Genomic DNA, 15644 nt, shown 5'->3' with positions numbered 1-15644 from the left:
GCTGCCGCGCCAACCGTCAGGACCGCCGAAGCCGCGTAAATTTCGATTTCATCGCGTTCATCGCGCGCCAAACTATTTAAATTTACGCCTCAAATTTCGCCGCCTGGGCTCCGCGGTAAAGCCTATTCCCCGCTTTGCGCTTTAAATTTAGCCGATAAATTTACCCGCATAAATTTAAAATTTCATCGAAATTTTAAATTTCAGTGCGCCCGTTGATCGCCTTTATCAGCGAGAGCATATCGACGTTATCTAAGCTCACGCCCGTAGGCACGCCTTGGGCAAGCTTGGTAAATTTCAAACCCAGATCCGCGAGCTTGTCCTCGACGTAAAGCATGATCCCGTCGGAGTTAATGCCCGGCGTCAGCGCGAAAATCAGCTCACTCGCACCGTTTTGCTCCACCATGGCGCGCAGGGCTTCCACCGTCTCTTCGCCTGCGCTTTGTAGCACGAAGTAGCGGCCGTTGTAAATTTTATTGCTCTCTAAAATAAAGATATCTTTTGGGTTTTCGACGATGCAAATTTTATCGCTCTCGCGCTCCTCGTCGGCGCAGTATTCGCAGATCTCGCCCTCGCATACCGCACCACAGATGCGGCATCTGTGCAGTCCGCGCACCGCCTCTTCGATATTGTGCGCTAAATTTAGCCCCATAAAGGAATTTTGCACGCTTACGTAGTAGGCAAAGCGCAGGGCGGATTTTTTGCCCACGCCGGGAAGCTTTTCAAAGCTTGCGACGAGCTCTTCAAACCTGTCTGTGCCGCTCATATAGCGCCCTTTGGCGAAAAGACGATCGAGAAGTAGTGCGTGCCGTCGCTGTAATTGTACTCGAAGCGGAATTTATGCAGCTCGCAAATTTTATCGATGATGTAAAGCCCGAGCCCCATGCCGGTGGCTTTCTCGTCTTTATTTCTGATAAAGGCCTGCTTATAGTGCTCGAATGATTTTGCAAGCGCCGCTCCGCGGTTGGCGACGCTTACTTTGTTTTCATCGCAGATGATGCGGACTTTTTTATCGCTGGAGTATTTTAGGGCGTTATCGATTAAATTTTTAATCGCCAGCGCAAATAGCCCGAAATCCACGTTTATCACCGCGTCGCACTCGATATCCGTGCTGATGAGCTCGTCCCAGTTATCGAGCATAGACATATCTTTTACTTGCTCTAAAATGAGGCTGAAATGATAATCCTGATAATTTAGCGAGTAGCTTTTTGAGAGCAGTTGCTCGATTTTGGCAAACTCGTTGATTAAAATTTCAAGCCGCTCGAAGACATTGACGAGCCGCTCTTTTTGCGTTTCGTCATCGAGCATTTCGGTGATGAGCCTGCCCTTGCCGATCGGGGTTTTAAGCTCATGCATGATGGTGCGTAAAAATAGCTGGCGCGAGCGGATCAGCTCTTGAATTTTAGCGATTGCGTTGTTAAATTCCTGCGCGACCTGCCCGATCTCGTCCTCGCTGTGCGCAGCGGCTAAATTTACGTCCAAATTACCTTGGGCGAATTTTTTGATATTTTTGCTTAGTTTTTTTAGCGGCGTGAAGCTTCGCACTATTGATAGATAAAGTGAGATCAAAACCGCCATCGTAAGCAAAAACCCAACCCAAAGCGGATCGTTTAAATTCTTCGTGCCAAGGCTTTCGAAAACCACGACAAAAGAGTTGTTTTTGATATTTAAAAACAGTGAATTATTATACTCGACCGAGCTAAACTCGCCGATAGAAGTATCTTGGACGAAAAAAATTTTACCACTCGTGATGATGTTTTGGATGATATTTTTGTCTTTTACAAGCTCCAAGCCGTAGCTGGAGAAGTAGCGCTCAATATCGCTGGGAGGGGCATTACGCTTGTATAGCTCAAGTAGATTATTGACCGCGTTTATTTGATTAGCCTGCATGCTACCTAGAGCTCTATTCATCTGCATCCGTGCGAACGTGATGAAAAGCACGCAGACTAAGATGATCGCGATTACAAAAAAAACCGAAATTTTAGTGATTAAGGAGTGTTTCATCCGATGAGCTTGTAGCCGATACCGCGAACCGAAAAGATATGCTTGGGCGCTTTGGAACTATCGCCGATTTTGGTGCGTAGGCGTCCGATGATGACATCTAGGCTCTTTGAGTCCTTATCTTTTAGGCTCTTGCAATGGTATACGAGCTGCTCGCGAGATACCGAAAAGCTATGCTGCTTGATGAGGTATTCTAAAATTTCATACTCCGCAGGCGTTAACACGAGCGACTCCTCGCCGAAGTAAATTTCATGGCGCTTGTCGTCGATGCGAAATACGCTATCCGTGGCGGTTTCTTCCTTTTCGCTAGCTTTTTTATAGCGGCGGATTAAACTCATGATGCGCGCGTGCATCTCTTTTGGATCATAAGGCTTCGGTAGGTAATCGTCCGCTCCGATCTGAAGGCCTACGACGCGATCGCTCACGTCGCTTCTAGCCGAGCTGATGATGATCGGAATATCGTATTTCTCGCGGATCTCTTTGCAGACTTCAAGTCCGTCCATCCCAGGAAGCGTAAGATCCAAAATCAGCAGATCGTAGTTTTTGATCCCTGCGCTAATGCCCAGATACGGGTCTTCAAAGTTTGTAACTTGGATGTTAAATTTAGCCAGATATTCGGTTAGAAGCTGTGCAAACTCGCTGTCGTCTTCTATCATCAATACATTTATCATTTTTTATCCTTTGCATCGTTGATTTGAAATTTTAAATATTGCATTATACATAAAAATAGTTAAGTCTTAACTTGCGTTTTATTAAATTTGGATAAAATTGCCCCTTTTGTATAGTTTAAGGAGAATTTCGTGGAAGAAGATTATTATGAAATTTTAGGCGTGGCGCGCGATGCCGACGCCGAGACGATAAAAAAGGCGTTTCGAAAGCTCGCTTTGCAATTCCATCCCGACCGCAACCAAGGCGACAAGGAATCGGAGGAGAAATTTAAAAAGATCAACGAAGCATATCAAATTTTAAGCGACGATCAAAAGCGCAGGATGTATGATCGCTACGGCAAAGAGGGCATCAGCGGCGCATATAGCGGCGCAGGCGGCGGAGGATTTGATTTTAGCTCGATTTTCGGCGATTTTTTCGAGCAGGCATTCGGCGGAGGCGGTCGCTCACGCCCTAGCGATCCATACGGCATAGATACCGAACTGGCCGTAACGCTGGAGTTTAAAGAGGCTTTAGAGGGCGTACACAAGGAGATAAAATACAAGATCAAAAAGCCGTGCTCCACCTGCGACGCCACCGGCTCGAAGGATAAAAAAAGACATACCTGCTCCGCTTGCGGCGGCACGGGGCGCGTCGCGGTCAGACGCGGATATATGAGCTTCATCCAAAGCTGCTCCGAATGCGGCGGTACGGGCGAGATCGTAAAAGACAGGTGCAAGGATTGCGGCGGCAAGGGCTTTACCGAAGAGGACGTGAGCCTTAAATTTGACATTCCTGCAGGCATAGACGACGGACAGCGCGTGCGCCTAAGCGGCAAGGGCAACGTCTCTAAAACCGGCGAGATCGGGGATCTATACGTGATAGTGCGCGTGAAGGAGGACAGCCACTTCCTGCGCGACGGAGACGACCTGTATATCGAGGTGCCGGTGTTTTTCACGCAGGCGATCTTGGGCGAGAGCATCGAGGTGCCGACGCCGCGCGGTAAGGCGGAGCTAAAGCTCAAAGTAGGCACGAAGGACAAGCAGCGCTTCACGATATACGGCGAGGGCGCGCCAAATATCCGCACTAAGAAAAACGGCGATCTGATCGTGCAGGTAAACGTCCAGACGCCTAAAAAATTGAATGAGAAGCAAGAGGCGCTTTTGCGCGAGCTTCAAGAAAGCTTCGGTAGCAAGGGCGGAGACGACGAGGGGATACTCGATAAAATCAAGAATTTTTTCAAGTAAACTGCCTTGATTTGCCTTGATCTGTTTTGAGCGGCGATTATTTAAGCTTTAGTTTAGTTTAGCGGGCTGTGGAATTTTAATTTAGCCGCTGCCTGTTTAGCTACCCCCTACCGCTTGTTTGGCCGCTCGCTAGGCGTCGTTCATTTGATCGTAGCTTGCTTGATCTTCATCCGCGGCTTCATGTGATAAGTGCCTATCGCGTTTAGCTTTGCTAAGCGCTCTCTGTCTGATCGTCACAAACACTGCGCGGCGGCTTTATAAGGCAATGCTTGCTGGTAGAATTTTATCCGCGTCTGCGGCGGGCTTTGAGCGCTACTGCGGCGTTAAACGATAGCAGGGTCGCAGTTCGTGCACCGCAAGCGACTACGAATTTAAAAAGGACGAAAATGGATCGTAAAAATGGACCCGCAAATTTCAGATCCGCAGATGATGAGATGTTTGCGTTTTTATCGAGCTTGGGCGATCGCTGGCAGGTAAGCGAGGGCAGAGCGCGCTTTATAGAGAAAAAAATTTTACCTTCATCGGCTCCAAGCCCGTCTTGCGGGGTCTGAAAGATTACGCGACCGCGTACTGCCCCAGCTTTGCCGGTGCCAGAAGCTTCATAGACGCAAACCCCGCGGCAAAAAAGAGGATTTTAGGCGGCGAAATCTGCTATCTGGGCGATAGTCTAACGAGCGCCGAGGTTAAATTTGCGCCCGAATATTTTTACAATTTTTTAAAATTTATAATGGAGCAAGTCCCCGAACACCACTATTTTTTCAGCCCTACCGCGCGCTGGCTCCTGCTGGTTGCGATGGAGAAATACGTGGAATTTGCGGCTTTGGATTAGCGTTTTGGCCCGCGAAAATTTGCGAAATTCGCTGTCTGCGCCGCGCGAGTTCGGACTGGCTGCGGCTTGCTACGGCGTGGGGCGAAAGAGGAGTGAAAGATCGGTTGAAATTTATCGACTGCGGCAAGAACTGTTCCGCAGTGGCGTAAAATTTAAACGGGCACCCTGCCTGCGAACTAGCCCTTGCCTAGCTTGATACGCGCCCTAAAATCGGGCATGATCTGCGCGATAAGCGCGTAAAAATCCGCTCCGTGGTTTGCATGGATGAGGTGCGCGAGCTCGTGCAGTACGACGTATTCGACGAAGCGCGGATCCCGCTCTATCAGGCTTAGCGAGAAGTTGAGATAGCCCTTAGCGTGGTTGCAGCTGCCCCAGCGCGTCTGCATTTTGCGCACCCGCACCCGCACGATCTTGCGGCCTATCCGCGGGGAAAATTTCGCGATATATCGCAGATAAAGCTCAAGCGCAAAGGCCTTTTTAAACGCCGCAAACTCGCTCTCGCTCTCACAAAAGATCACGTCTCGTGACATGAGAATCTTATCTTTAAATTTAGAGCTTTGGATAAAATTTTTGATCGTAAAATCGGGCTCGTCGGGCTCCTCCGCTTGCGCGCTTTGCGCTACATTTTGCGACGCGTTTTCGCTCGCAGATTTTGAAATTTTTTCGCTCATGAGCGGAATTTCATCACTCGTATCAAAACTAAATTTTGAAATTTCTCCGCTCTCGGCGGGTTTAAATTTTAAAATTCCGTCCCTTGCGGCAGGATTAAATTTTAAAATTCCATCCCTTACGGAAGGGTCAAATTTTAAAATTTGATCGCTTGCGGCGGAGTTAAATTTACCTCCGTCGTCGCTTTGTGGAGCGCACCCGCTTGGGTGAAATTTTAAAATTTCACCGCGAGATTGCTTATGGACACTTTGTGATGCCGTATTTATAACCCCGCCGCTTTGTAGTACTTCGCTCTGTTGCGCGAGCCCTTGCGCCGCATCGCCAGGTAGGTCAAATTTCAAATTATCGCTCGCCGCGCCATTTTGCGAGGCGCACTCGCCCGAGTGAAATTTTAAAATTTCACTTCCCGTACCGCCGCCCGTACAGCCATTAGCGCCCACGCCCGCACTATTTACGCCGCTACTCGCACCATCATTCGGAATTTTACTCGCGTCGCAGTCTGCGCCGAGCCCGACCTCGCGGCTAAATTTTAGCTTGTAAATTTTGCCTAAAATTCTAACCTGATCGCTCGCTAGTAGCTTGCTTTGCAGTCGCGCCAGCGTTTGGCGGATCCAGCTTTCGTGCTTCAGGATGAAGTCTTCTGCCTGCGCCGCGGTGTAGGAGCGCGGCACGCTGACGCTGATTTCGCAGTCCTTGCTAATGCGGATGCGCGCGTATTTCATCCGCTTAAAACGCAGACTGATCGGTAAGCCTAGCAAATTTAGACTAACTTTTTGCTCTGCCATTTTTTACTTATCCATCGCGCCGTATTCGCGCTGCCGCGCAGCCACTCGTCGCAGAAAAATCCGATCCAAACGCCCAAAATTCCATACCCCAGATGAATGCCCAAAAGCCAGCCCACGGGTATCGAGACGCCCCACATAAAGATCACGCCCATCGCAAAGGGAAATCTCGCGTCGCCGCTTGCGCGCAGGGCGTTTACGAACACGATATTAAGCGTCCGTCCGAACTCAAGCCCCAGCGTGAGATAAAAAAGCGGCCGCATGACCTGCCTGTGCGCCTCGCTGAGGCTCAGTAGCTCCATGATCTGCTCGCGCGCTAAAAACACGATCGCGACGAAAAGTGCCGTCGCCCCAAGCCCAAAGCGTAGCGCGGTAAATGTGTGCCGATACGCCTCCTGCGGCTTTGCGGCACCTACGAGGCGGCCTACGATCACTTCGTTTGCCATGCTGATCGCGCTTCCGCCGAAGAAGATGAATGATGAAATTTGAAAATAGATCATCTGCACGGTAAGGCTCGCCTCGCCCATGCTCGCGACGAAGGCGAAGGCGACTAGATACTGCACGATCCACAGCATGTTTTCGCCAGCACTCGGAAGCCCTACGGATAGAATTTTGCGCAGCGTGGCGAGCTTGATCTTTAAAAACATCGTAAGGTAAAATTTTATCTTTAGCACCTTCGTGATGATGAGGAAGAATAAACATACGCCGATCATGCGCCCCGCGATCGTGCTCACGCCGATGCCCTCAAGCCCGTAGTACGGCAGTCCGAACGGCCTAAATAGCACGACGTAGTTGCCTGCGAGCGTTACTAAATTCATCGCCACGGAGACCGCGATGATAAAATTTGCGTATCCGTAGACGCGTACGATGGCGCTAAGCACGATCGCGACGGCGTCTATCGCAAAGACGATGCTGATGACCTTAAGATAGATCGCACTTTCGCTCAAAAGCTCGGCGGGTACTTGCAGCGCGCGGAGTAAAAACGGCGCGCAGCTAAAGACGAAAACGCCGCTACAAAGCCCCACGAGCGCGTTAAATGCGATGCTCGTGTGGATCGCGCGCATGGCTAGGACTTTGTTTCTTGCCCCCAGCGCCTGTGCTACGAGAACCGAGCAGCCCACGGCGAGGAAGCCGAAAACGGTGACGAAGAGCAAAAATATCTCGTTGCCCGCCCCCAGCGCGCCCACTAGCGAGACGTCCACGCGCGAGATCATGTAGGTGTTGATAAACGTGGTCACGAGGCGCAAAAACATATCGACGTAGATTGCGAGCGAGAGCCTTAGTAGCGAGATTTCTTTCATATTTTGCCTTTATTTGGGGGAAATTGTAGCCGAAAAATCTTTTAGGTTTGCTTTTATGCAGGGGGCGAGCGGAGTTGTTTTCGCACGCTGCGCGTAGAATTAAAATTTACGGCGCCGCGCGCGAATATGCGGTGATTTGGCGGGGCGAGCGGTTGGTTTATTTGGCGCTGCGGCGTCGGCGAATGAGCGGTTTTAATAAATGGAGCGCGGAATTTAAACGCGGATGTTTTTAAACAGGCGTCAAGTTATCTCAATAAATTTTGCTTAAATATCGCCAGGATAACGATCGTATCGTAGGGTTCATCTATTAGATACGGGATTACGAAACCCTTAAATACGAAATCTCTAATTTTATCATCGTCAAAGCTTTTTGATCTACGAAATTTATACGGCATAAAGCCAAGCTCGCCTGCTCGTGCAAAAAGCTCGTTTTTAAAATTTTCCGCCGCATCCTCTGAGTGCTCTGCGATAAATTCTACTATCTTGCTAAGCTGCGCATGAAATCTTTTAGACTGGATTATTTTCAATTTTTCCAGCCCTTGCCTAGCTCCTCAAAGCCGCTTAGATCGCCGTTTGCGTATGATTTTAAATCTGCATCCATTCCGTTTTTTATCTCATCGTAACTTTCGCCGGATTTAAACTCCGATAGAATCGTTTCTAAATTTTTCTCGCCGCTTAGAGTGATCTGTGCGGAGGGATCAATTTTTAAAAAAAGCTTCTTAAAAGTTTCGAGAGTATCGCGATCGACACCGCTTTGGATCTGCATAGTGATCATTTTGGCTCCTTAAATTTTAGCGATTATAGCAACTCATAGCTAAATTTAAAATTCCAACCGTTTTAGAGCCAAAGCTCGATAAATTTTAAAATTTATGCCCGCTAGATCGAATTTCGCTTCCTCATGTGGACCGTGAAGTGCTCCGACGCGTCCTTAAAACCGCACTTTTGTAGGAATTCTCCGGCGCCCTCAGCTTTGTGCAGAGGAGTAACGACAAAGGTGGTGGTGTGCGCAAAGCGCTTATTAAAGGCATTCACGAGCGCCGTGCCGATACCGCGCCTTTGATAATCCTTATGAACTATCACGCAGTAAAGATAGCTCGTAGCGAAGTTGTCGCGGTCGCAAAACGCCTCCAGCACCCCCACGGTCTTGCCCTGCGTTTTGGCGATCGCCACGTAATCATAGGTGCGCCATACCCTGTATGTCTCGTGTGGCGGCACGGAGGCTGTGTTTTGCTCCGTATCCCAGCCGATCGAGACCATTATCTCATCCAGATCGTTAGGCTTAAAATCGGCGGAATTTTCTAAAATTTCAAACTCCATCTTCGCTCCTTAATTGAAATAGCTTTTCAAATCGCAAGTATATCGCCGCAGCTTTAAAACGGCATTAAATATCAATTAGTGGCTCTTGCGGTGAGGTTTAAATTTTAAAATTTAAAGGCGCGGCAGGGCACGGAGCGCAAATTTAAATCCGAATTTAAAATTCTAACTATTTACCGCAATTTGATATAAACTCGGCAAAATTTTCCCAAGGATCCCCGATGCAAACGCTTGATTTTCACGTCCATCTGCTAAGCAAGGAAGTGCGCTTCGACCGCCCTTACGACAGGCTTGCGCTGCGTCTTTTCGGCAGGCGCTTCGGCATTGACGTATCGCGCGCGATCAAAGAACCCTATGAAGCCTATGTGGACGCTCTGCTCGGCGGGCTTAGAGCTTCAAAATACGTTAAAAAGGCGGTGCTTTTCGGCGTGGATGCTAAATTTAGCGACGCGGGCGAGCTAATCCATCGCGATAAGACCGTCTGTGCGGACAACGACAGCGTGTTTGAAATTTATCAAAAAAATCCTGATCTCATCGTGCCGTTTTTTAGTATCAATCCGAAGCGAACGGATGCGCTAGATGAGATCGATCGCTGCTTCGAGCTCGGATTTAAGGGGGCGAAATTTTTACAAAACTATTGGGATCTGGATACGAGGCTGCCTCGCTACGCGCCGTATTTTGAAAAGCTCGCCAAGCTCGGCTTGCCGCTGGTGATCCACATCGGCAACGAAAGCTCGGTGCCGAGCACGCGCCGCTGCGAAGCGCTGGAGATGATTTATGCGCCGCTTGAGCTGGGCGTTACGACGGTGTGCGCGCACATGGCGATTAACTATGAGTATTCGCATATTTTTCGTGCGCTCTCGCGCCGCCCGCGAAATTTCGGACACGATTATTTCGCGCTTTTGGCACTTCTGCGCACGCACAAAAACCTCTACGCCGACGTTTCTGCTCTGATGACGCCGGTGCGCGCGAAAGCCCTGCCGCATCTGGCGAGCCAAACGGACGTGCACTCGCGCTTGCTTTACGCTTCGGACTTTCCGGTGCCGTATTCTGCGATATACAACACCTACGATCTGCGCCTGTCGCAGCGTATCGCGCTGCATAAAGAGCCCAACCCTTTCGATCGCAACGCGCGCGGACTGCTCGCGTATTTCGGCGAGGATAGCGAGCTGTGGAGCAACTACAAAAAAATTCTGCCCTTTGCATAGATGGTGAAATTTAGGGCGTGCGGTTAGAATTCGGTGCATTTGCAGCTTTTCGCAGTTGGTTCCGAGCAAATGTAGCAAATGACATAGTGAGCGCGAGTAATGGAGCGGTCGGCGCTGTCTGTATAGCGAGAGAAAAGGCGAAACATGCGTCGGGCAAAGCGCTCAGTAGAGAGCTGATAATGAAGCATGCGCCACGAAATTTCGCAGGATGAATTTTACAAACGGTAATTCGCGAAATTCCGCATATTACGCCGCCGCAAATTCGGCAGGTATCGGCCAAGTGCGCCCGCCCGACGCTAAATTTTAAAATTTAAACTAAGCGGCACGTATCGTAGCGCCGAAGCGCTCTTTGGCGCAGCGTAAATTTTGAAATTTCAGCGGTAAATTTAGCTCGTAGGTGCACTAAATGAAACGGCGAGATCGTACACGGCGCGCTGCTGTTTAAATTTAGCTCGTAGGTGCACTAAATTAGACAGTAGAGTTTTTCGATTCAAAAGCTCTTGTTTAAATTTAGCTCGTAGGTGCACTAAATCCTAGCCGTGAAATGATCTGTTTCAAATTTTATAACGCCGGTTCGCTTAAAATTTTAAACTACTAGCCCCGTACTTTTCTACGAAAATTAACAGCCTCTGCTCGCGATTTGCATCAAGCCGTTTAGCAAAATTCGGTGGCGCTCGTTTGCGATTTGCGCCCCACCCCATGCCGCAGCGACGAGACGTCGTATGATTTACGCTCAAAACCGATTCACACTTATCAAAGCCGCTAAAATACCAATGACGCGCTGTGTCATTCGCACCGAATTGCGTAGCGCCATTTTTGCGGCATTACTTGCGCTATAAAATTTTAACGCGGAGGTATTTTAAATTTCATTGCATCGCACAAAAAGACCGTTCGCGAGAAATTATAACGGCAGCTCGCTTTAAATTTACGCTTGATGCCGCTTCTCGGCTCGTATATTCAATCTCTCGCCGCTCCTGTTCTGCTGCACCGCAAAATTTTAAATTTCCCCCGAATTTTAGGAATTTATAAGGCTTAAAAGCGCCTTTGAAATTCTTGCGATCTCATCTTGCATATGCCCGCCGGGATTTTGCTCAAACTCCGCTTTTGCGCCCGCGCTGCGGCATTTTGCGATGAAATTTCGCGCCGTCTCGCCGCAGAGTGCTCCGCGCGGATTTTTCGGGTTCATCTCGGCCTCGCCCAAGGACGCGTAGACGTGCGCCAGCCCCCTTTGCGGCGAGTGTGCGGCAACGAAGGCGTCAAATCCGCCGAACCAAAACGACGCCGAGACGCAGGCGATCTTTTGAAATTTATCGCTTGCAAACGCCGCATACGCGCTAAAAAGCCCTGCCAGCGAGTATCCCGCGCACGCTCGCCACGCAGGCTTTCTCGCGCCGAATACGTGCCGCTCGATACGCGGGATCAGCTCGTCCGTAAATTTTTCTAAGTACGCCGCGCTGCCGCCTTTGAAATCGCGTACCCCCTTAAACGGCGACTTTGCCGCCCACGGGCTAAGCTTATCGCCCCACTGCGCCTCGTTTAGATAGATCGCCACAAGCACGAAATCCGCGCCGCTTTGTCGCGAGACGAGTTCGTAAATTTCGCCCGTACCGGTCGCGCCAAACTCCAAGACGTGCAGGTAGATGATAGGTGCGGACGCGGCTTCTTTTGTAAAGGAGGGCGCAGGCGCAAAAGACGGCGCGTGCGGGGCGAAAATTTCTACGCGCAGGTCGTTAAATTCCAAACTTTGCATCGCTGAACCTTTAAAAGTTATTAAAATTTAATAGAATTTTGTGTAAAATCACCGAATTTAACACTAGAGGAACTTAAAATTGGCTTTGATCGAGCTTATCGATGTTACGAAAAAATTCGGCTCCCACGTCGTTTTAGACGGCGTAAATTTCGCACTGGACGCTAACGAGCGCGTCGCCGTGATCGGCAAAAACGGCGGCGGCAAGTCCACGCTGATGAAGATCGTCGCGGGTCTGTGCGAGATCGACGAGGGACGCGTGATCACTCAAAACGGGCTAAACATCCAGATGCTCGCTCAAACGCCTAAATTTGACGAAAATCTCTCAGTCAAAGACGCACTGAGGCGGGAGCTAGCTGAAATTTACGCCGCCCTTAGCGAATACGACGCGATCTCGAGTAAAATCGCTGCACAGCCCGAAAACAAGGAACTTTTAGCGCGCCAAGACGAGCTGATTAAATTTATCGAAGCCAAGGACGGCTGGCAGATCGACAATAAGATCGAGCAGGTGCTACAAAATTTCGGGCTTAAAATTTACGAAAACCGCTCGGTCTGCACGCTTAGTGGCGGCGAAATTCGCCGCGTGGCGCTGGGCGCGCTGGTGCTTAAAAAGCCCGACGTGCTGCTGCTGGACGAGCCCACGAACCACCTCGACGTCTATATGGTGAAATTTCTAGAGGAGATGCTGCTTAGCTCGAAGCAGACGATCGTTTTTATCAGTCACGATCGCTACTTCATCGACCGCTTGGCGACGCGCAGTATCGAGCTCGAAGAGGGTAAAATTTCAAATTTCGACGGCGGATATGAGAACTATCTGAGGCGCAAGCAGGAGATGCTTGCTTCGCTCGAGAAGTCCCACGAGACGCTGCTTAAACAGCTGCGCGCCGAGGAGGAGTGGCTGCACCGCGGCGTAAAAGCGCGCCTAAAGCGCAACGAAGGGCGCAAGGCGCGCATCATGCAGATGAGGCAGGATGCGAAGAAAAATCCGGGCGCGATCCGTCGCGTGCGACTCGAGCTGGAGCGCGCGAGCAGGAGCTTTAACGGCACGGGCGGCGACAATCGCAAAAAGATGCTTTTTGAATGTACGAATATCGGTAAAATTTTAAACGGCAAGGTGCTTTTTAAGGGCTTTTCGGCGCGAGTTTTGCAGGGCGAGCGCATCGGTATCGTAGGCGCTAACGGCGCGGGCAAAAGTACTTTGCTTAAAATTTTACTCGGTCGCAGCAAGATCGATGCGGGCGAGATCAAACGTGGCGAGATCAGGATTGGCTACTTCGATCAGACGCGCAGCGGCATTACGGACGATAAAAGTATAATCGAAATTTTCTGTCCAAACGGTGGCGATCACATCAATGTCCGCGGCAGCTACATGCATGTCTATGGGTATTTGAAAAATTTCTTGTTTCCGAAGGAATTTTTGGATAAACCCGTAGGCGTGCTTAGCGGCGGCGAAAAGAACCGCCTGGCGCTTGCGAAGCTCTTTACCGAGCAGTACGATTGCCTGATCTTGGACGAGCCGACGAACGATCTTGATATCGCGACGATCAATATTTTGGAGGATTATCTACTAAGCTTCGAAGGTGCGGTAATCATCGTAAGCCACGATCGCTATTTCATCGATAAGATTACAAATAAGCTTTGGGTTTTTGAAAAAAACGGCGTTATCGATCAAATTCAAATGCCCTATTCGCAATATTTGGAGTTTGAAGACGAGATGGCGGAGATTGACCAGATCGAGGCCGACGCTGGCGCGGGCGCGAGCGCGGACGAAGGCGGCCGCGAAAATAAAAAGGAAAAAACTAGCGCTGCAAAACTTAGCTACAAACAGAATAAAATTTTAGAGGAGTATCCCGCTAAGATCGAGGCTATCGAGGCGCGTATAAAAGAGCTAAATCACGCGCTTTCGACGCCTGAAATTTATCAAAAGCTCGGTATGCAGGGGCTTTTTGAAGAGCTTGAAGAAAAAAGAGGAACGTTAAATAGTATGGAAAATGAATATTACGAAGTGCTTTCGCTCGCCGAGAGCCTAAAGTAGGCGCGATGGTTTGGTTTTTGATCTTTTTATACGCGCTTTACACGATTTATAAAATTTCGCTCGATCTGCTCGAGCTAAGCTTCATCCGCGCCAAGCTAAAAGAGCCTGCAGTGGTGCTTAGCGAGGAGGATTATCGCAAGGCGGGCGAGGTCGGTGCGGTAAATTTAAAATTTAATATATTTTCGCACTGCTTTTCGTTTGCGGTGGCGCTTATTTGGATACTTGCGGGCGCGGGCGCGTTACAGCGCGCGATATATGATCTAGCGGGCGATGGAATTTTGGCGGGGAGCTGCTTTGTAACGGCGTTTTTAATCATCGGCGGCGCGATATTGCTTCCGCTTGAGATTTACAAAACCTTCGTAAAAGATCGCCGCCTAGGCTTTTCCACGATAACGCCCGCCGTTTTCGCAAAAGACACGCTAAAATCGCTCGCACTCACGCTGGTTTTTGGCTTTGCGGTAGCCTCTGCGCTCGTTTTTTGCGTAAATAGTTTGGGCACGCACTGGTGGGTCTGGGGCTTTCTGCTAAGCTTCAGTATAGTTTTACTGATAAATTTAATCTATCCGACCGTTATTGCGCCGCTGTTTAATAAGATGCAGCCGCTAGAGCAAGGCGAGCTAAAAGAGCGCATAGAGGGGCTTTTGCAGCGCTGCGGCTTTAAAAGTAGCGGCGTTTTTACGATTGACGCGAGCAAGCGCGACAAGCGCCTAAACGCCTATTTCGGCGGCTTCGGCGCGACGAAAAAGGTCGTGCTTTTCGACACGCTCATAGAAAAGCTGAGCGAGGATGAAATTTTAGCCGTTTTAGGGCACGAGCTCGGGCATTTCAAACACGGCGACATTTTGAAAGGCTTAGCGCTCAGCTTCGTGCTTTTGGGCGCGACATTCGCGGTATTCGGAAACCTCCCCGCAGGCGTATTCGGCGCGCTGGGGCTTAACGCGGGCGGCGGCGCGACGCTGGTTTTTATGATTTTGTTTGCGCCGATCTTGCATGCGTTTTTTGAGCCGGTGATCTCCAAGCTTAGCCGCATGCACGAATTTAGCGCGGACCGGCATGGCGCGAGCGTGCAGGATAAAAAGAGTATGATCGGCGCGCTAAAGAAGCTAGGCAGCGAAAACAAGGCGTTTCCGCTCGCTCATAAAATTTACGCTGCGGTGTATCATTCGCACCCGAGCCTGTATGAGCGCATAAGAGAGCTTGATGAGGATCGCTGAGGCGCTAAGATGGGGCTTGGGGCAGTGCGGCTCAAAATACGTCGCGCGCGAAATTTTAAAGCTTTGTGAGCGACTTAGCAGCGAAGAACTCGTGCTAAGATGCTCTGAAGAGCTCGCGCATGAAGCGGAATTTCGCGCCAAGATCGCTGAATTTAAAGATGGCCGCCCACTTGAATACATCACGCAAAGCTGCGAGTTTATGGGCTTTAAATTCTACGTCGACGAGCGGGTGCTGATACCGCGCTGCGAGACCGAAATTTTAGTGAAAAAAGCTCTTGCTTTGGCACAGAGCTTGGGCGAGCCGCGCATTTGCGAGATCGGCACGGGCAGCGGTATAATCGCTATCTGCTTAAAAAAGCTACTTCCTTCTTGCTGCATCACGGCTAGCGACATCAGCGCGGATGCGCTTGAAGTGGCGCGCGTAAACGCCGCAAGCTTGGGCGCGGACGTCGAGTTCGTGCACTGCGCCTACGCAGATGAGATCGCGGGCGAGTTTGATCTCATCGTCTCAAATCCCCCATACATCGCAAACTCCTACGCATTGGACGCGCGCGTACTGCAAGAGCCGAAACAGGCGCTGTTTGGCGGCGAGAGGGGGGATGAAATTTTAAAACGCATCGCGCGGATCGCCGCACGGCGCGCAAAATTTCTAATC

General features: G+C 50.0%; 16 protein-coding genes. 7 read left to right on the top strand and 9 right to left on the bottom strand.

What is annotated here, in order from left to right:
- Positions 1-193: 193 nt before the first annotated feature.
- The 3 genes from recR to Q0277_RS03170 are packed head-to-tail and all read right to left on the bottom strand — an operon-like array spanning position 194 to position 2669.
- Entirely contained in the window at positions 194-763 is a 570-nt protein-coding gene (gene recR / locus Q0277_RS03180; RefSeq protein ID WP_297995526.1) for a recombination mediator RecR, read from the bottom strand.
- Positions 760-2001 carry an ArsS family sensor histidine kinase gene (locus Q0277_RS03175; protein WP_297901220.1) on the bottom strand — a complete coding sequence of 414 codons (1242 nt, stop codon included), beginning with the start codon at positions 1999-2001 and terminating at the stop codon, positions 760-762. Before Q0277_RS03175 ends, recR begins: the two co-directional genes overlap by 4 nt.
- Positions 1998-2669, bottom strand: coding sequence for a response regulator transcription factor (locus tag Q0277_RS03170; protein ID WP_005870149.1), 672 nt, complete (start codon positions 2667-2669; stop codon positions 1998-2000). The genes Q0277_RS03175 and Q0277_RS03170 overlap by 4 nt, the downstream gene beginning before the upstream one ends.
- A 129-nt stretch (positions 2670-2798) precedes the next feature.
- Between Q0277_RS03170 and dnaJ the strand changes: the two genes are divergently transcribed.
- The 3 genes from dnaJ (at position 2799) to Q0277_RS03155 (ending at position 4719) form a co-directional block, all read left to right on the top strand.
- Positions 2799-3890: a molecular chaperone DnaJ gene (gene dnaJ, locus Q0277_RS03165; RefSeq protein ID WP_297995524.1), complete on the top strand. Its 1092-nt coding sequence runs from the start codon at positions 2799-2801 to the stop codon at positions 3888-3890.
- Positions 3891-4276: 386 nt separating this feature from the next.
- Positions 4277-4441: a phosphohydrolase gene (locus Q0277_RS03160; RefSeq protein WP_297995523.1), complete on the top strand. Its 165-nt coding sequence runs from the start codon at positions 4277-4279 to the stop codon at positions 4439-4441.
- Positions 4429-4719: a hypothetical protein gene (locus tag Q0277_RS03155; RefSeq protein WP_297995522.1), complete on the top strand. Its 291-nt coding sequence runs from the start codon at positions 4429-4431 to the stop codon at positions 4717-4719. The genes Q0277_RS03160 and Q0277_RS03155 overlap by 13 nt, the downstream gene beginning before the upstream one ends.
- A 176-nt stretch (positions 4720-4895) precedes the next feature.
- On the opposite strand, the gene Q0277_RS03150 is transcribed toward Q0277_RS03155, so the two are convergent.
- The 5 genes from Q0277_RS03150 to Q0277_RS03130 all read right to left on the bottom strand — a co-directional run bounded on the left by Q0277_RS03150 (position 4896) and on the right by Q0277_RS03130 (position 8788).
- A complete protein-coding gene (locus Q0277_RS03150) occupies positions 4896-6173 on the bottom strand; it encodes a M48 family metallopeptidase (protein ID WP_297995519.1) in 1278 nt (425 codons plus the stop codon).
- Positions 6149-7471 carry an MATE family efflux transporter gene (locus Q0277_RS03145; RefSeq protein WP_297995516.1) on the bottom strand — a complete coding sequence of 441 codons (1323 nt, stop codon included), beginning with the start codon at positions 7469-7471 and terminating at the stop codon, positions 6149-6151. The genes Q0277_RS03150 and Q0277_RS03145 overlap by 25 nt, the downstream gene beginning before the upstream one ends.
- Before the next feature lie 245 nt (positions 7472-7716).
- Complete coding sequence (locus Q0277_RS03140; protein WP_297995514.1) at positions 7717-7998, bottom strand: type II toxin-antitoxin system RelE/ParE family toxin; 282 nt, start codon at positions 7996-7998, stop codon at positions 7717-7719.
- Positions 7995-8246: a hypothetical protein gene (locus Q0277_RS03135; protein WP_297995511.1), complete on the bottom strand. Its 252-nt coding sequence runs from the start codon at positions 8244-8246 to the stop codon at positions 7995-7997. Before Q0277_RS03135 ends, Q0277_RS03140 begins: the two co-directional genes overlap by 4 nt.
- Before the next feature lie 101 nt (positions 8247-8347).
- Complete coding sequence (locus Q0277_RS03130; RefSeq protein ID WP_297995508.1) at positions 8348-8788, bottom strand: GNAT family N-acetyltransferase; 441 nt, start codon at positions 8786-8788, stop codon at positions 8348-8350.
- Positions 8789-9006: 218 nt separating this feature from the next.
- Here Q0277_RS03130 and Q0277_RS03125 point away from each other — a divergent pair, with 218 nt between their 5' ends.
- Positions 9007-9993: an amidohydrolase family protein gene (locus Q0277_RS03125; protein ID WP_297995506.1), complete on the top strand. Its 987-nt coding sequence runs from the start codon at positions 9007-9009 to the stop codon at positions 9991-9993.
- A gap of 1015 nt (positions 9994-11008) precedes the next feature.
- Here Q0277_RS03125 and Q0277_RS03120 read toward each other — a convergent pair.
- Entirely contained in the window at positions 11009-11743 is a 735-nt protein-coding gene (locus tag Q0277_RS03120; RefSeq protein ID WP_297995504.1) for an alpha/beta hydrolase-fold protein, read from the bottom strand.
- Positions 11744-11822: 79 nt separating this feature from the next.
- Here Q0277_RS03120 and Q0277_RS03115 point away from each other — a divergent pair, with 79 nt between their 5' ends.
- From Q0277_RS03115 to Q0277_RS03105, 3 genes are all read left to right on the top strand, one after another.
- Positions 11823-13775 carry an ABC-F family ATP-binding cassette domain-containing protein gene (locus Q0277_RS03115; protein WP_297995501.1) on the top strand — a complete coding sequence of 651 codons (1953 nt, stop codon included), beginning with the start codon at positions 11823-11825 and terminating at the stop codon, positions 13773-13775.
- A 5-nt stretch (positions 13776-13780) separates the two neighbouring features.
- Positions 13781-14989: a M48 family metallopeptidase gene (locus tag Q0277_RS03110; protein WP_297995497.1), complete on the top strand. Its 1209-nt coding sequence runs from the start codon at positions 13781-13783 to the stop codon at positions 14987-14989.
- A partial coding sequence (locus Q0277_RS03105) for a HemK/PrmC family methyltransferase (protein WP_297995494.1) occupies positions 14976-15644 on the top strand: 669 nt, incomplete at its 3' end. The genes Q0277_RS03110 and Q0277_RS03105, both read left to right, overlap by 14 nt.

This window comes from uncultured Campylobacter sp. (assembly GCF_938030815.1).
In the GTDB taxonomy this organism is placed as follows: Bacteria; Campylobacterota; Campylobacteria; order Campylobacterales; family Campylobacteraceae; genus Campylobacter_B.
The sequence above is the reverse complement of the archived record's forward strand: the minus strand, read 5'-3'. Positions and strand labels throughout refer to the sequence as shown.

Coding starts and splice junctions, on each gene's coding strand:
- recR (WP_297995526.1), bottom strand. CDS start 763: ATGAGCGGCACAGACAGGTTTGAAGAGCTCGTCGCAAGCTTTGAAAAG.
- Q0277_RS03175 (WP_297901220.1), bottom strand. CDS start 2,001: ATGAAACACTCCTTAATCACTAAAATTTCGGTTTTTTTTGTAATCGCG.
- Q0277_RS03170 (WP_005870149.1), bottom strand. CDS start 2,669: ATGATAAATGTATTGATGATAGAAGACGACAGCGAGTTTGCACAGCTT.
- Q0277_RS03160 (WP_297995523.1), top strand. CDS start 4,277: ATGGATCGTAAAAATGGACCCGCAAATTTCAGATCCGCAGATGATGAG.
- Q0277_RS03150 (WP_297995519.1), bottom strand. CDS start 6,173: ATGGCAGAGCAAAAAGTTAGTCTAAATTTGCTAGGCTTACCGATCAGT.
- Q0277_RS03145 (WP_297995516.1), bottom strand. CDS start 7,471: ATGAAAGAAATCTCGCTACTAAGGCTCTCGCTCGCAATCTACGTCGAT.
- Q0277_RS03135 (WP_297995511.1), bottom strand. CDS start 8,246: ATGATCACTATGCAGATCCAAAGCGGTGTCGATCGCGATACTCTCGAA.
- Q0277_RS03130 (WP_297995508.1), bottom strand. CDS start 8,788: ATGGAGTTTGAAATTTTAGAAAATTCCGCCGATTTTAAGCCTAACGAT.
- Q0277_RS03125 (WP_297995506.1), top strand. CDS start 9,007: ATGCAAACGCTTGATTTTCACGTCCATCTGCTAAGCAAGGAAGTGCGC.
- Q0277_RS03120 (WP_297995504.1), bottom strand. CDS start 11,743: ATGCAAAGTTTGGAATTTAACGACCTGCGCGTAGAAATTTTCGCCCCG.
- Q0277_RS03110 (WP_297995497.1), top strand. CDS start 13,781: ATGGTTTGGTTTTTGATCTTTTTATACGCGCTTTACACGATTTATAAA.